This window comes from Streptomyces sp. NPDC037100 (genome assembly GCF_055606225.1).
The window spans coordinates 304,465-318,650 of the sequence record NZ_JBVJSX010000011.1 but is presented as its reverse complement, the minus strand read 5'-3'; the positions used below and the strand labels follow the sequence as shown (position 1 = coordinate 318,650).

Below are 14,186 nucleotides of genomic sequence, written 5' to 3'. Positions count from 1 at the left end.
CCCGGGGGCCCGTGCACCGCGTGATCAGACCTGGGCGCGCTCCTCGACGACCTTCAGGATCTTCGCGATGGCCTCGTCGAAGGGGATGCCGTTCTCCTGTGAGCCGTCGCGGTAGCGGAAGGACACGGACTCGTGGGACATGTCCTCGTCGCCCGCGATGACCATGAAGGGCACCTTCTGCTTCTGGGCGTTGCGGATCTTCTTCTGCATGCGGTCGGAGGAGGAGTCGACCTCGACGCGCAGGCCCTTCTTCTTGGCCGCGGCGGCGAACTTCTCCAGGTACTCCACGTGCGCGTCGCCGATCGGGATGCCGACGGCCTGGACGGGGGCGAGCCACGCCGGGAAGGCACCCGCGTAGTGCTCCAGGAGCACCGCGAAGAAGCGCTCGATCGAACCGAACAGCGCGCGGTGGATCATGACGGGGCGCTGCTTGGCGCCGTCGGGACCGGTGTACTCCAGGTCGAAGCGCTCCGGCAGGTTGAAGTCGAGCTGGATGGTCGACATCTGCCAGGTGCGGCCGATGGCGTCCTTGGTCTGGACGGAGATCTTCGGGCCGTAGAAGGCGGCGCCGCCCGGGTCGGGGACGAGGGGCAGGCCCTGCTTCTCGGCGACCTGACGCAGCGTCTCCGTCGCCTCTTCCCACGCCTCGTCCGAGCCGACGAACTTCTCCGGGTCCTTGGTGGACAGCTCCAGGTAGAAGTCGGTCAGGCCGTAGTCGCGCAGCAGGCCGAGGACGAAGGTGAGCGTCTTGTCGAGCTCCTCCGACATCTGCTCACGGGTGCAGTAGATGTGCGCGTCGTCCTGGGTGAAGCCGCGGGCCCGGGTCAGGCCGTGCACGACACCGGACTTCTCGTACCGGTACACGGTCCCGAACTCGAAGAGGCGCAGCGGCAGTTCACGGTAGGACCGCCCGCGCGCGTCGAAGATCAGGTTGTGCATCGGGCAGTTCATGGGCTTGAGGTAGTAGTCCACGCCCTCGTCGAGCTGCATGGGCGGGTACATGCCGTCGGCGTACCAGTCCAGGTGGCCCGAGGTCTCGAAGAGCTTCCCCTTGGTGGCGTGCGGGGTGTAGACGAACTCGTAGCCCTCTTCCTCGTGGCGGCGCCGCGAGTAGTCCTCCATGACCCGGCGGATGATGCCGCCCTTGGGGTGGAAGACGGCGAGGCCGGAGCCGATCTGCTCCGGAACGGAGAACAGGTCGAGCTCGCTGCCGAGCTTGCGGTGGTCGCGCTTCTCGGCCTCGGCGAGGAACTCCAGGTGCGCCTTGAGCTCGTCCTTGGTGGGCCAGGCGGTGCCGTAGATGCGCTGGAGCATGGGGTTCTTCTCGCTGCCGCGCCAGTAGGCGGCCGCGTTGCGCATCAGCTTGAACGCCGGGATGTTCCGGGTGGTGGGCAGGTGGGGACCGCGGCAGAGGTCCTTCCAGCACAGGTCACCGGTCTTTGCGTCCAGGTTGTCGTAGATCGTCAGCTCGCCGGCGCCGACCTCGACGTCCGCGCCGTCGTCGGACGAGGCGGAGCCCTTGAGGCCGATCAGCTCCAGCTTGTAGGGCTCGTCGGCCAGCTCCTCGCGGGCCTCGTCGTCGGTGACGACACGGCGGGAGAAACGCTGGCCGCGCTTCTGGATCTCCTGCATCTTCTTCTCGATGGCCTTGAGGTCATCGGGGTGGAAGGGCTTCTCGACGTCGAAGTCGTAGTAGAAGCCGTCCTTGACGGGCGGGCCGATGCCGAGCTTGGCCTCGGGGAAGAGTTCCTGCACGGCCTGCGCCATGACGTGCGCGGTGGAGTGGCGCAGGATGTTCAGGCCGTCCTCGGAGGAGATCTCGACGCCCTCGACCTCGTCGCCCTCGGACAGGGCGTACGACAGGTCCCTGAGTTCGCCTGCCACGCGCGCGGCGATGATCGAGCGCTCGCCGGCGAAGAGCTCGGCGGCCGTAGTGCCCGTCGTCACCACGCGTTCTTCCCGCTCGGAATCGCGCTGGATGATCACACGGACGTCTGACACCGGTCTCTCCTGACTGAAGGGGGCTGCGGCGCCATACCCGAGCGCGCGCACGAGTAAGGATCGTACCGACCCGGGACCGCCCGACGCGAAATCAGTCCCGGCAGCCCCCTCCGGCAGGCCTCGGCAGTCCGCTGCCGCAGGCTTCGTCAGTCCCCCGCCGCAGGCCTCGGCAGCCCCCCGCCGCAGACTTCGTCAGTCCCCCGCCGCAGACTTCGGCAGCCCCCGCCCCAGACCTCGTCAATCCCCCGCCGCAAGCTTCGGCAGCCCCCGCCCCAGACCTCGTCAATCCCCCGCCGCAAGCTTCGGCAGCCCCCGCCCCAGACCTCGTCAATCCCCCGCCGCAAGCTTCGGCAGCCCCCGCCGCAGACCTCGTCAGTCCCCCGCCGCAAGCTTCGTCAGTCCCCTTCGCAGGCCCCCTCGAAGAAGTCGAGGTTCTCGTGGAGCTCCTTCATCAGGCGGTCCCGCTCGGCGTCGTCGACCTGGACGGGCACGACGCCGTGGGCGCCGGTGAGGCGGCGGAACCCGCCCCGGCTCTCCAGCCGCCCCTGCACCCGGACCGGAAGTCCCACGAGATGGGCGTGCCCGGCGATCCGGTACGCGTCCTCGTCGAGGGTGATCCGGACGTTCGGCACGTCGGCCCCGGCCAGCACGCGCAGCCGTACGGTGCCGTCGCCGCGCGGCCCGGACCGGCGCAGCCGCACCACCGCTCCGGTGATCCGCACCGGCACGGCGGGTTCCTCACGCAGGTAGCGAGCGCCGGCCTCACGCAGCACGGCCAGGTCGCCGGGCGAGAACTCGACGGGCTCGGCGGAGGGCGCGCAGCCCTCGGGCACGCCCGCCGCCGGGGCCCACTCGACGGCGATCCGGGCCCCCTCCGTGCCCCGGACGAGGGTCACCAGCGCCTCGGTGAGCTCGTGGCTCACCCCGGCCTCGACGGCGGTGTCGAAGCCGTCCATGCCGCCGGTGGCCCGCTGGTAGTCGATGGCCTCCCGGGCGGCGAACAGCGCCTGGTGGAGGCGTACGGCCAGGGGGCGGCCGCCGGCGACCGGCACGAACGCGGTGAGCCGGCCGTCGGTGGCGGAGCCGACGAGGACGTTGTCCAGGGCCGCGGCGGCGGAGCGACGGTGGCGGGCGCCGTGGTAGCCGGCCCGGGCGCGGGTGGCGAGGGCCGCGGCGAGCAGCATCCGGCGGGCCGCGCCGCGCAGCCGGTCCTCGACGGTCCAGGACGCGGCGCCGGCGGGCCCGGCCGGGACGTCGTGCCACCAGCGGATCTCGTCGCTGGGCACGGCGAGGGAGACGAGGACCTCACGGGCGGAGGGGGAGCCGCTGCGGGAGAGGGCGAGCAGGGCCTCGCCGAGCAGCTCGTCGCTGTCGGGGAAGGCGCGGCTCTCCGGCACCAGGAGGCTGGTGCCGGTGCCGCCGGGGCCGGGCGGGGTCCAGCGGCCGTAGCGTCCGGGGGCGCCGCCGCGCCGCTGCCAGCCGTGCCGGCGCAGCAGGGCGCCCAGCACGGCCGGGTCGATGTCGGCGGTCTCGGGCGGCTCGGGCGGTGAGCCGCTCCAGGTGGTGTCCTCGGGGTGCGGCCGGACCTGCCTCAGTGGCTCCTCGGTCGGACGGTGCGTCACGGTTTCCCTCCCGTCCCGACCCGCGTCATGATCTCGCACAGGGCCCGGTCGTCGAAGATGCGTGAGGTCGGTATCCGCACGGTGGTGCGGCGGCGGCCGGTGATCGGCTGTCCGGCGAGGTTGGTCCAGTAGCAGCAGTGCCTGAGGTCCAGCCGGTCGTGGCCGGCGCGCAGCCAGTCGTCCTGGGAGCGTGGCACCAGCATCACCACGAGGATCTTGTGCACCGACACGGGGGTGCGGGCGAGCTTCGCCAGGTGGTCGTTGTCGAGGGTGAAGGAGAAGGTGCGGCCCGGTGGGTTGGGCGGCACCTGGTAGGTGGCCTTGAGCTGCACCTTGATGGTGACCTCGTCGTCGACCGTGTGCCCGGGGGCGCTGTGGCTGACGTGCCAGTCGATGCCGTTGTCGGGAAAGGGCTGGGACAGCGAACAGCCGGCGGCTGCCGCGACGGCGTGCAGATAGCCGACCTGCAGTGTCTCCATGCAGGCGGTGGTGGCGAGAGTGCCGCGAGAGGGAGCCGTGCGCTCGGGCAGCAGCCCGCCCCGTTCGGGCTGCGCAATGGCCATGGCCAACAGCCTTCCAGAACAAGTGTTTCCCCGTTGCGGGCCGCTGAACTGCAACAACCCGTACTCCTGTTGTCTCCTTCCGGCGTACGGCGCAAACAGCCCGGGTATCACCGGATCGGGCAGCGGACGGTGCGTCAACTGCCGAAGGTGAACGAGGGGTTGTGTGGCTATGACGACGTACTGGTACGAGGGGCCGCTGGCCGCCTTCGACACGGAGACGACGGGCGTGGACGTCGAGACCGACCGGATCGTGTCGGCCGCCGTCGTGGTCCAGGATGCGCCGGGCATCCGGCCGCGGGTGAGCCGCTGGCTCGTGAACCCGGGGGTGCCGGTGCCCGCCGAGGCGACGGCGGTGCACGGCCTGACGGAGGAGCACCTGCAGCGCAACGGCCGGTGGCCGGCGCCGGTGATGTACGAGATAGCGCAGGCGCTGGCCGAGCAGGCGCACGCCGGGCGCCCGGTCGTGGTGATGAACGCGCCGTTCGATCTGACCCTGCTCGACCGGGAGTTGCGCCGCCACCGCGCCTCTGCGCTCGGCCGCTGGTTCGAGTCCGCGCCGCTGTCCGTGCTCGACCCGCGGGTCCTGGACAAGCACCTGGACCGCTACCGCAAGGGCCGCCGCACCCTGACCGACCTGTGCGCGCACTACGGCGTGGCCCTGGAGGGCGCGCACGACGCGGCGGCCGACGCCGTGGCGGCACTGGAGGTCACCCGGGCGGTGGGCCGCCGGTTCGCGTCCCGGCTGGAGCGTCTCGCCCCGGGTGAGCTGCACACCCTGCAGGCGGTGTGGCACGCGGCGCAGGCGCGGGGACTGCAGGCGTGGTTCGCGCGCAGCGGGGTGGACGAGGCGGTCGACCCGGCGTGGCCGCTGCGTCCGGACCTGCCGGCGGCGGCCTGAGCACGCACCTGGCGTGGCGCCCGCGAGGGCATGAAAAAAACCGGTCCGTCTGCGACGGACCGGCTGTTTCCGGTGGGCGATACTGGGTTCGAACCAGTGACCTCTTCGGTGTGAACGAAGCGCTCTCCCACTGAGCTAATCGCCCGGGAACGCACTGAACCATACAGGTCCGGGCACGCTTCCTTCAAACCGCTCGGAGGTGCCGCAGGAGTCCGAGCCGCCCGGACCGCATCATCACCGCGTGATTGGCGCGGAAGAGGGCCCGTCCTGGTACGGCGAAGCGACGCAGCAGCGGCTTGTGCACACTGACGGCCTGGTCGTACCGCGCGAGACTGCCCGCCCCGTGCGGTGTGACGGTCCAGCGTGCCCAGCCCTCGATGTCCCCGGACAGGGCGGTCTCCAGCACACCGGCCGCGGGGTCGCGCCGCACCTCCCGCGCCGTGAAGGTCATGTCGTACGGCAGGGCGGAGCGGATGCGGATCACCCCGGTGGCGTCGTCGAGCCTGGTCACCTCCTGGACCTGGCGCCACCAGCGGGGGTAGTCCTCGGGGCGCTCCAGCACGCCGTACACGGTCACTGAGGGCGCCGGGAGGGTCCACAGACTGCGGAAGCGGTAATGGTTCCAGTCCATTCCGGCAGTCTGCCCACTTCCCGCCTGGACTGTCTGAGTACGCGCCTGAGTACTCGCACTCATGCCGTGCGAGGTGACGCGGACCACACTGCGATCCATGACCCACCTTCCGCCCCCGGCCGAGGAGTTGCGGCTCCTCGATGCCGAGCTCCGGCAACTGGACGCCCGACGGGCCCAGTTGCTGACCCGTCGCGCCTGGCTGGTCGCGGCCCTGCACCGGACGCAGCAGCCGTCGCCCGCCCAGGCGTCGCCGCAGCCGCCGCACGCCGCACCCGCACCGCCCCGGCCTGAGACGGCCGCGCCCAGCGTGCAGAACGTGCTGCTGGTCCTCGGCGGTGTCCTGCTCACGCTCGCGGCGGCGGTGTTCACGCTGGTCAGCTGGGGGCACATGGGGATCGCCGGGCGTGCCCTGGTGCTGGGCGCGGTCACGGTGGCCACGCTCGCCGCACCCGTGGCCCTGCTGAAGCGGGGGCTGCGGTCGACGGCCGAGTCCGTGGCGGGCCTCGGGCTCGCCCTGACCGTCCTGGACGCCTACGCGCTGCACGCGGCGGCCCTCGCCGGGACGGACGGGACCGGGTACGCGGCCGCCGCGACGGCGGTGCTGGCGGCGACCTGGACCGCGTACGGCCTGCTGCCGGCCACGTCCGCGCTGCGTCTGCCCCGGCCCTGCGCCCTGGCGGCGGCCCAGTTCCCGCTGCTGCTGGGGGCCCTGGCCGCCGACGCGGGTCCGCACCCGATCACGGCCGCGCTGCTGGTGACGGCCGGGCTCGACGCGGTCGCGGTGGTGCGGCTGCCGGCCGGGGCGGTGCGGATCACCGCCGTCGTGGGTGCGTACGGCGTGGGCGGCTTGGGCGTTCTGGGTGCCGGCTGGCTGTCCCTGACGGCCGGCGGCCCGGTCGACGCCTCCCGCGCCGGGGCGCTGCTCCTGCTCGCCGCGGCGATCGCGGTGGGTTCGGCCCGGCGAGGGCCGGGAGTCGGGCACGCCCTGGGCCTCGCGATCACGGCCGGGCTGCTCGTCGTGGGGGCGCTCGGTGGGGTGGCGCGTTCCGGGCTGCCGTCGCAGTGGGCGGTTCCGGCTCACCTGGTCGTCGGCATCGCCCTGCTTGCGTTGGTACGGGTCGAACGGCTGCCGGACGCGATGCGGCAGGGGCTGGCCTGGGCCTCCGGTGCCGTACAGGCGCTCGCCGTGCTGTGGACGCTGCCCGTCGTGACCGTGGTGCTGCTGGGCCCGGCCGGATGGCTGGGCCGGGTGTGGAGCGGGGCGCCGTCGGATTCCCGTGCGGCGGTGGCAGTCGATGCGCCCTGGCCGCCGCACGCGGCCGTGACTCCGGTGGTGCTGGGGGCCGTGGCGGCCGTGCTCGCCCTGGCGATCCGTGCGGAGGTGTGGCGTTCACGGGCCCGGCTCGGCGCTCTCGGCCTCCTCTGGGGCACGGCACTGATCCTCCCGGCGGTTCTGGAGATCCCGTATGCCGCCGGCATGCTGGTCCTGGGCGTCATGACGGCGGCCGCGCTGTCCGCGTGCCGAATCACGGCGTCGGCCGCGCAGGTCACGGCACTCGTCCTCGCCCTGGTCACGGCCGCCGGTCTCACCCTGGTCTCCCTCGCGTCCCAGTCCGCGACCCTCGTGGTGCTGTCCGTGCTGACGGCGCTGTTCGCCGCGGCCTCGTGGCGGTCGGACGTCTCCCCGTTCACCGCTCCGGCGGCTCTCGTGTACGCCGCCGCACTGGCTTCGGCGACGGGTGCCGCGGCGGACTGGCCGGCGGCCCGAACAGCCCTGCTGATCCTGGCGGTTGCGGCTGCCGCCGCTCTTCTGGCGGCGCGTCCCGGTGCGTCGCGGGCCACGGTGCCCGTCGAATCCGTGGGAGCCGCCCTCGGTGTGCTCGCCGCTGCGCTTGCCGTCACCGACCCGCCGATGCTCGCGCTGGTGCTGGCCCTGTGCGGAGTGATCGCGACGGGCACGGCCCTGCGCGCCGGGCGCCGTCCCGTCGGCTACGCGGCCACGGCCCTGTTCGTGCTGGCCGCCTGGGTCCGGCTGGCCGCCTGGGATGTCGGCACGCCCGAGGCCTACACCCTCCCGGTCACCGTCCCGGCGCTGCTGGTCGGAGCACTGCGCCGACGCCGCGACCCGCAGGCCTCCTCCTGGACGGCGTACGGCCCCGGGCTCGCCGCGACCCTCCTGCCGAGCCTGGTCGCCGCGTGGGCCGACCCGCTGTGGACGCGGCCGCTGCTGCTCGGCGGCGCGGCGCTGCTGGTCACCCTGCTGGGCGCCCGGCACCACCTCAGGGCACCCCTGGTGCTCGGCGGCTCGGTGCTGGCCCTGGTCACCCTGCACGAACTCGCCCCGTACGTCGTGCAGGTGACGGGAGCCCTCCCCCGCTGGGCACCCCCCGCCCTCGCCGGGCTCCTGCTGCTCGCCCTCGGCGCGACGTACGAGCAGCGGATCCGGGACGTCCGGCGGGTGCGGGAGGTCCTGGGGAGGATGAACTAGAGCCGCGGCGGTCGATGGTGCGGCACCAGGTGCGCTGAGGCCGTCTCGACCGCGGACGAATCCCGTGATGTCATACGTTCTCCGATCGGCCGCCGCGACAACGGCACGCTCGGGCGGGGACAGGGGGCGGCATGACGGACCTGAGGGAATCGCGGGGCGGCGGCACGGGCGCCGGGGACCAGGGGTCACTGGAGCGCCTGCTCTCGGTGGTGGGGGTGGGAGCCGTGGAGTTGCTCACGGCCCCGGAGGGCCTGCGGACGCAGGTCACCGGCGTCCATGTGCTGGACGCCCTGGAACCGGTCATCAGACCGCGGGAGTTACTGCTCGCGGTCGGCGTCGACCCGAGCTCCGCGCATGCGGTCGACGTGGTGCGCCGGGCCGGTGAGGCCGGCGCGTCGGGTGTGGTGTTCGGCCCGGGCCGGCCCGAGCCCACCGCACGGGCGTTGCAGGCGGCCGCGGAGGAAGGCGGCACGGCGGTGCTCTTCCGCACCGCCTGGTGTACCTGGGCACAACTCGTGGGGGTGCTGAGGGCCGGGCTGGCCGCGGCGGGTGCTCCCCCGATGCCCGCTGCCGGCGGCGTGTCCCTGGGCGATCTGGACTCACTGGCCGATGCGGTGGCCGCCCTGGTGGGAGGCTCGGTGACGATCGAGGACACGGAGTCGCGGGTACTGGCGTACTCGTCCACCGAGGAGAACGTGGACGAGATGCGCCGGCTGACCATCCTCGGCCGTCGTGTGCCGCCCTGGCGGGTGGCGGCCATGCGGGAGGCGGGGTTCTTCCAGGCGCTGTGGGGTGCGGGCGATGTGCTGCACCGGCCCGCGCACGGGCAGGATCCGGAGCGTCTGGTGGGCGCCGTGCGAGCGGGTGGAGAGGCGCTCGGGTCCATCTGGGTGGCGGCGGTGGCCGGCCGCCCGCTGTCGCCGAACGCCGCACAGACGCTGCGCGCGGCGGTCCGGACCGCCGCCGCCCACCTGCTCCATCACCGCACCCACCGTTCGGACGGCCGACTGGTGGAGGATGCGGCCCGGGCGCTGCTGGAGGACCGGGGGTCCGTCGAGGTGCTGGCGGAGCGGGCCTCGCTGCCGCCCCGGGAGCCCTGTGCCGTCCTGGCGGTGGGCATCGGGTCCGGCGACCCCACGGACGACGGTCCGTCCGGGCTGTACGGCCTGCTGACCCTGCACTGCGCGGCCCTGGGCCACCGAGTCGTGGTGGTCCCGGCGGGCGGCGGGGCCCTGGTGCTGCTGAGCGGGCTGGAACGCGATCACGAACGGGCCGACGGCCAGGTGAGGCGGCTCGGGAACGCACTGGCCGATCAGTTGTCGGCGACGATCGGCTCGACGGTGCGGGTGGGGCTCGGCGACGTGGTGCCCGGCCTGGCAGGGGCATCCGCATCCCGCCGGTCGGCGCAGCGGGCCCTGCAGGCGCTCATCGCGGCCGCCGGGCCGCACACCGTCGCGCGGAGCGAGGACGTCGCGGACACCGTGGGCGTCCTCCAGGTCGTCGAGGCCCTGCGCGGGTTGGCGCTGCCCCCGAGGACCTCGGTGGCCCGGCTGAGGGAGTTCGACGCCGATCACGGCGGCAGTTGCCTGGTGGAGACCCTGCGCGCCTACCTCGACCACTTCGGCGACGTGTCCGCCGCCTCGCGCGCGCTGGGCGTGCACGCCAACAGTCTGCGCTACCGGTTGCGCAGGATCAGGCAGGTGTCAGGACTGGACCTGGAGAATCCCGACGCCCGGCTGCTCGCCCAGGTGCAGTTGCGTCTGGGCGGGGAGGCCTGAGGCACACGCCCCCGAGCGACCGGCGGCGAGGCGCCATCGCTGCAGTTGCGTCTGGGCGGGGAGGCCTGAGGCGCACGCCCCCGAGCGTCCGGCGGCGAGGCGCCATCGCGCGTGCCGTCAGCCGTTCGGCCCGGGCCACCGTCGAAGGGCCTCCGTGTTGTCGTATCGCACAATGCCGCTGCCCGGCTGAGGAGTTGTTGCGTCCGAACGCCGTGGGTGAGGCCCGCGTCCTTGCCGACTCGACGAAGACGCCGCGCCGGTGCGGACCGCAGCCTGGTGTTACACCCGGGGCGGTCCCGGGTGCCGCGTACGACACCGGAAGGCTCACCATGACCGGACTGACCACCGCCGCCGAGCGGCGCGAACGGATCCTCCAGGAAGCGGTGCGGCAGGGGCTGCTGGACGCCGGCCGGTCCCAGCTGGCCGCCTTCGTCGACCTCGACGGCGTCGCCGCGACCGTCGCGTCCCTGCACCGCGCCTTCCCCTCCGCGCCGCGTGTGCTGCACGCGTTCGCCGCCAAGGCGAACTGCCTGGTGCCGGTGCTGGCGGAGCTGCGGCGGCTCGGCATGGGCTGCGAGGTGGCCACCGCGGGTGAGCTGGCCCGCGCGCTGGCCGCCGGGTTCGCGCCGGACCGGATCGTCTTCGACTCCCCCGCCAAGACGGAGGCCGAACTGCGGCACGCCCTCGACCTGGGTGTGACCGTCAACGCGGACAACTACCAGGAACTGGCGAGGATCGACCGGGCACTGGGCGGCCGTGTCCCGGTCTCGCGGATCGGGGTGCGCGTCAACTCCCAGCTCGGCGGCGGCAGCATCGCCGCGATGAGCACGGCGACGAGCACCTCGAAGTTCGGCGTCCCCCTGGCGGACCCGGGAAGCCGGCAGCGGCTGCTGCGCGCCTACCACGACCACCCGTGGCTGACCTGGGTTCACACGCACGCAGGTTCGCAGGGCTGCCCGCTCGACCTCATGGCCGGCGGGGTCGGGCAGGCGGTGGCGTTCGCCGAGGAGGTCAACGCCTCGCTCGGGCGGCGCCAGGTCGTCGGCATCGACATCGGCGGCGGACTCCCCGTCAACTTCGCCGACGACGAGACCACGCCCACCTTCGACACGTACGCCCGGCAGCTGCGCGCCCAGGCTCCCGCCCTGTTCTCCGGCGGGTACGAGATCGTCACCGAGTTCGGGCGGTCCGTCCTCGCCAAGAACGGGTTCACCGCCGCGTACGTCGAGTACACGAAGAGCATGGGCGGCCGGCCGATCGCGGTCACCCACGCCGGTGTGCAGGTGGCGACCCGTACGGTGTTCAACCCCGACGCCTGGCCGCTGCGGATCGAGGCGCACGACGCGAGCGGCAGGGCAAAGCGGGGCGGACCGGTCCGCCAGGACATCGCGGGACCCGCCTGCTTCGCCGGGGACCTGCTGGCGCGCGATCGCGCTCTGCCCCTTCTGGAACCCGGTGACCTCATCACCGTCCCGGACACCGGCGCCTACTACTTCTCGACGCCGTTCCACTACAACAGCCTGCCCGAACCCGCCGTGTACGGGGTCCGGACGAGCGGTGCCGGCGGCGGTGTCCGCTTCGAACTCCTGCGTCCCGCGCAGGACCCCTGGGACGTGCCGGGCCCGGGCGGCCACGGCGTGTCCGTGCGGCCACGGGCGCACGAGCCCGCTCACGGCGTGGTGTAGGGAGCCGGGGTGGCACAGGCCGACCGCCGAGGGCCCGGCCGGGACGGACCGCTCATCAGTCAGCGCGCCGCGATCGTCTTCCTGCTGGCAGCCCTGGTCGGTATCGGTGCCACCGTCCTGGCGGCACTGGCCGGCAACATGTGGCCGGTCGCGGTGAGCGTCGGAGGCGGGGTGGTGGCCCCGGCCGTCCTGTTCTTCAACCAGATCATCGACTAGATGATCAATTCCAAGGGACGCCTGCGGAGGGTGGGGGTAGGCGGCGGCCGAAGCCACCGCGAGACGGTCAGGCGGCGGACTGCCGGCCCTGGTTGTCGAGGTGGCAGCGGGCGGTCAGGCGTCAGGGTCGACTTCGGGGTGCATGAACCGCACGGGCTTGCCCAGCGACCGGGCGTAGGCGATTTCCGCTCGGGTGCTGTCTCCGATGTAGTCGCCGACTACGAGCACCTCATCAGCGAGCCGGATCTTCGCCCGGTGCAGATCGTCGAATCGAACCTTCAGTGCCTCGGCATCGACAGGATCGGACCAAAGTTCGTGCGGCGACTTCATGTCACAGCCTGGTTTGACGACAATCCTTCCGGCTGCGGTCTCCCGCAGATCGGCCTCGTTCATCTCGGTCGTGAAGCGGGTGGAGCCGCAGATCACGACGATACGCGGGAGGCTCAACAGCTTCTTCGCATCGGCGAGCTTCTCCTCGGGGGTGAGCAGATGCGGGTATGACACTGGTCCCTCCTGGTGGTGTGCTCCAACGGCGACTCCGGCTTCAGGGGAGCCTGTTCAGATCCTGCAGGCGCCCCTCGTCGCCATTGTGACCATCCGGACAGCCAGGACCACCGCCGCGACGGCGACGAGGGCTGTCGCCAGCCACTCGGCCTGGCTGCGCGGGTGTCGAAACAGCGACCACCGCTGGACCACCAGCGGCCGGCTGATGCGGAGACGGAGGGCTGCGGGGTGGCCGGCGGCGCTGAAGCGGCCCCGTCTAACCCGAACACCTGCCCCACAGCCAGACTCCGGCGACCAGCCCAGCGATTTCAGGCGCTCGCTCCGGCGAGGGTGGTGACCACTGGGGCCCAGGGAGGGGTCGGGATTGCCTGTGTCCCGTGAATTCAGGGAATCCGAAGGTTCGTCAGCGCGATGGCTCCTCGGGAGCCGCCGTCAGTACGCGAGTTGAAGCAGCAAGGACTCGCCGTGGCCCCGGCGGCGTCGGACGTGGCCACGCCAGCCGGCCAGAACCGCGATCAGTGTCCAACCCACCGTGCCGGAGATCAGGCCACTCATCCGCCCCGCAGCGTCCACGTCATCCGCCTGCTCCATCGGAACGTCACCCTTCGGATCACGAATAACGTCGAGCCGGTCTCCCACCTTGGGAACCCACGCGTCACCGTCGTAGCCCAGCTTCTCCTCCAGCTCGTCCCCGTTGGTGGCCCGAAGGGTGAAGCGATGATTGTTACTCGACGTTCCGGCCGCACTGTCGGCCACGATGACGACGTTCTCCCTAACACCGCGCAACTCCAGCGCCGCTTCAGGCGCGTACTGCACGGCCCCAACGAGTACGAAGAGCGCCGGCACCGAAGACAGGACCGTCAGCCACAGGGCCCGATGGAGCAAGAGCAGCGCCACAGCGAACGCCAGGCACAGCACCACCCCGACCATGATGGGGATCCATTCCGACCCCAACGTCAGGTACGCGACGCCGGCAGTACCCACAGCGGTCGCCCACCCGAAGGCCACCAACGCGAGGGTACGCCGCACCGACTTCCACGGTGCCACGGCCTCAGCGGGCGGCTGATCCGCACTGTCCGCCGGTGTCACCATGCTGCGGTCTATGCCACCTGGCATTTTCGCTCCTGTCCCGCTTGTTGCTGCCCGTTTACTTCGGCAAGCACGCTACAGCGACGTCGGGACTGGTGGGCTCGCGGTGCAGGTGATGGATGTCCGCGCTCGGCAGTTCGGGTCGATGGACGCCGCGGCCGCGGCGGGGTGCCCGGCCGCCATGGCCGGCTCGGCCGGCGGTCGGCCGGGGTCGGCTTCCGACGCCCGCGCAGCCGCTGGGAACGACAAGCCGACAGCCACAATGCTCCCGGCCTCGCGTGCCGCCTCATCACCCACCGACAACTCTGCTCGCGGTGTGCGCCGTTGCAAACGTGATGACCCGGGTCGCGTACAGGCCGAGGACACGGGCGATGTCGGCCGGCACCATCTCCGTCATGCCGGGCCAGGACTACTCATCGAGGGCGTCCCACGGCAGGATCGCCGGCTGCACGCGCTGCCGCTCACGTCCCTGCGCCTTGCGGCAGATCCGCGCCCACGGGTCGCACCCCACTACGCGAGCAGCCACTTCGCCTTCGTGCCGGGAGCTGGATCTGTCCAACGGCGGCACCGAGGCGTTTGTTGAGGCGCTGATGCTCGCTGTGTCCGATCTTGCATCCGAGGCCTGGGACCTTCGCTTCGTGGCGCTATTGATCGCGCAGGACCAGAACGTGATGGGCCGTGGTGCGGTCGGCTTCCACCTGGAGGAGATCG

11 protein-coding genes, 1 tRNA gene and 1 pseudogene are annotated in these 14,186 nt (G+C 72.3%); 5 read left to right on the top strand and 8 right to left on the bottom strand.

The genetic code is table 11. The annotated features are described in order from the left end of the window. Positions 1 to 24 precede the first annotated feature (24 nt). The 3 genes from thrS to ACZ7EG_RS31840 all read right to left on the bottom strand — a co-directional run bounded on the left by thrS (position 25) and on the right by ACZ7EG_RS31840 (position 4,186). Positions 25 to 2,001, bottom strand: coding sequence for a threonine--tRNA ligase (thrS, locus tag ACZ7EG_RS31850; RefSeq protein ID WP_471086440.1), 1,977 nt, complete (start codon positions 1,999 to 2,001; stop codon positions 25 to 27). A 395-nt stretch (positions 2,002 to 2,396) separates the two neighbouring features. Then, on the bottom strand, positions 2,397 to 3,623 hold the full coding sequence (locus ACZ7EG_RS31845) for a hypothetical protein (RefSeq protein WP_471086437.1): 1,227 nt from the start codon (positions 3,621 to 3,623) through the stop codon (positions 2,397 to 2,399). Beyond that, positions 3,620 to 4,186 (bottom strand): DUF4365 domain-containing protein, encoded by a 567-nt coding sequence (locus tag ACZ7EG_RS31840; RefSeq protein WP_053668277.1) that lies wholly within the window; start codon positions 4,184 to 4,186, stop codon positions 3,620 to 3,622. Before ACZ7EG_RS31840 ends, ACZ7EG_RS31845 begins: the two co-directional genes overlap by 4 nt. A gap of 169 nt (positions 4,187 to 4,355) precedes the next feature. Between ACZ7EG_RS31840 and ACZ7EG_RS31835 the strand changes: the two genes are divergently transcribed. After that, a complete protein-coding gene (locus ACZ7EG_RS31835; protein WP_471086513.1) occupies positions 4,356 to 5,084 on the top strand; it encodes an exonuclease domain-containing protein in 729 nt (242 codons plus the stop codon). Between the two features lie 73 nt (positions 5,085 to 5,157). On the opposite strand, the gene ACZ7EG_RS31830 is transcribed toward ACZ7EG_RS31835, so the two are convergent. Both ACZ7EG_RS31830 and ACZ7EG_RS31825 read right to left on the bottom strand, forming a co-directional pair. Then, positions 5,158 to 5,229 (bottom strand) — tRNA-Val (locus ACZ7EG_RS31830). Between the two features lie 39 nt (positions 5,230 to 5,268). Beyond that, positions 5,269 to 5,715: an SRPBCC family protein gene (locus tag ACZ7EG_RS31825; RefSeq protein WP_471086433.1), complete on the bottom strand. Its 447-nt coding sequence runs from the start codon at positions 5,713 to 5,715 to the stop codon at positions 5,269 to 5,271. 97 nt (positions 5,716 to 5,812) lie between these two features. Here ACZ7EG_RS31825 and ACZ7EG_RS31820 point away from each other — a divergent pair, with 97 nt between their 5' ends. The 4 genes from ACZ7EG_RS31820 (at position 5,813) to ACZ7EG_RS31805 (ending at position 11,882) form a co-directional block, all read left to right on the top strand. Continuing rightward, positions 5,813 to 8,203, top strand: coding sequence for an SCO7613 C-terminal domain-containing membrane protein (locus tag ACZ7EG_RS31820; protein ID WP_471086430.1), 2,391 nt, complete (start codon positions 5,813 to 5,815; stop codon positions 8,201 to 8,203). Between the two features lie 131 nt (positions 8,204 to 8,334). Next, positions 8,335 to 9,981: a helix-turn-helix domain-containing protein gene (locus ACZ7EG_RS31815; protein WP_471086427.1), complete on the top strand. Its 1,647-nt coding sequence runs from the start codon at positions 8,335 to 8,337 to the stop codon at positions 9,979 to 9,981. Positions 9,982 to 10,310: 329 nt separating this feature from the next. Further along, positions 10,311 to 11,666: a type III PLP-dependent enzyme domain-containing protein gene (locus tag ACZ7EG_RS31810; protein WP_471086424.1), complete on the top strand. Its 1,356-nt coding sequence runs from the start codon at positions 10,311 to 10,313 to the stop codon at positions 11,664 to 11,666. A 9-nt stretch (positions 11,667 to 11,675) separates the two neighbouring features. Continuing rightward, the gene (locus ACZ7EG_RS31805) at positions 11,676 to 11,882 is read left to right on the top strand and encodes a hypothetical protein (RefSeq protein ID WP_471086421.1); all 207 of its coding nucleotides are present in this window, start codon (positions 11,676 to 11,678) and stop codon (positions 11,880 to 11,882) included. A gap of 114 nt (positions 11,883 to 11,996) precedes the next feature. On the opposite strand, the gene ACZ7EG_RS31800 is transcribed toward ACZ7EG_RS31805, so the two are convergent. The 3 genes and pseudogenes from ACZ7EG_RS31800 to ACZ7EG_RS31790 form a co-directional block, all read right to left on the bottom strand. Further along, a complete protein-coding gene (locus ACZ7EG_RS31800) occupies positions 11,997 to 12,386 on the bottom strand; it encodes a hypothetical protein (protein WP_471086418.1) in 390 nt (129 codons plus the stop codon). Between the two features lie 432 nt (positions 12,387 to 12,818). After that, on the bottom strand, positions 12,819 to 13,502 hold the full coding sequence (locus ACZ7EG_RS31795) for a hypothetical protein (RefSeq protein WP_471086415.1): 684 nt from the start codon (positions 13,500 to 13,502) through the stop codon (positions 12,819 to 12,821). Between the two features lie 304 nt (positions 13,503 to 13,806). Continuing rightward, a pseudogene (locus tag ACZ7EG_RS31790) lies at positions 13,807 to 14,009 on the bottom strand (hypothetical protein); the annotation flags it as partial. Positions 14,010 to 14,186 lie beyond the last annotated feature (177 nt).

Coding starts and splice junctions, on each gene's coding strand:
- ACZ7EG_RS31795 (WP_471086415.1), bottom strand. CDS start 13,502: ATGCCAGGTGGCATAGACCGCAGCATGGTGACACCGGCGGACAGTGCG.
- ACZ7EG_RS31840 (WP_053668277.1), bottom strand. CDS start 4,186: ATGGCCATTGCGCAGCCCGAACGGGGCGGGCTGCTGCCCGAGCGCACG.
- ACZ7EG_RS31820 (WP_471086430.1), top strand. CDS start 5,813: ATGACCCACCTTCCGCCCCCGGCCGAGGAGTTGCGGCTCCTCGATGCC.
- ACZ7EG_RS31835 (WP_471086513.1), top strand. CDS start 4,356: ATGACGACGTACTGGTACGAGGGGCCGCTGGCCGCCTTCGACACGGAG.
- ACZ7EG_RS31810 (WP_471086424.1), top strand. CDS start 10,311: ATGACCGGACTGACCACCGCCGCCGAGCGGCGCGAACGGATCCTCCAG.
- ACZ7EG_RS31815 (WP_471086427.1), top strand. CDS start 8,335: ATGACGGACCTGAGGGAATCGCGGGGCGGCGGCACGGGCGCCGGGGAC.
- ACZ7EG_RS31825 (WP_471086433.1), bottom strand. CDS start 5,715: ATGGACTGGAACCATTACCGCTTCCGCAGTCTGTGGACCCTCCCGGCG.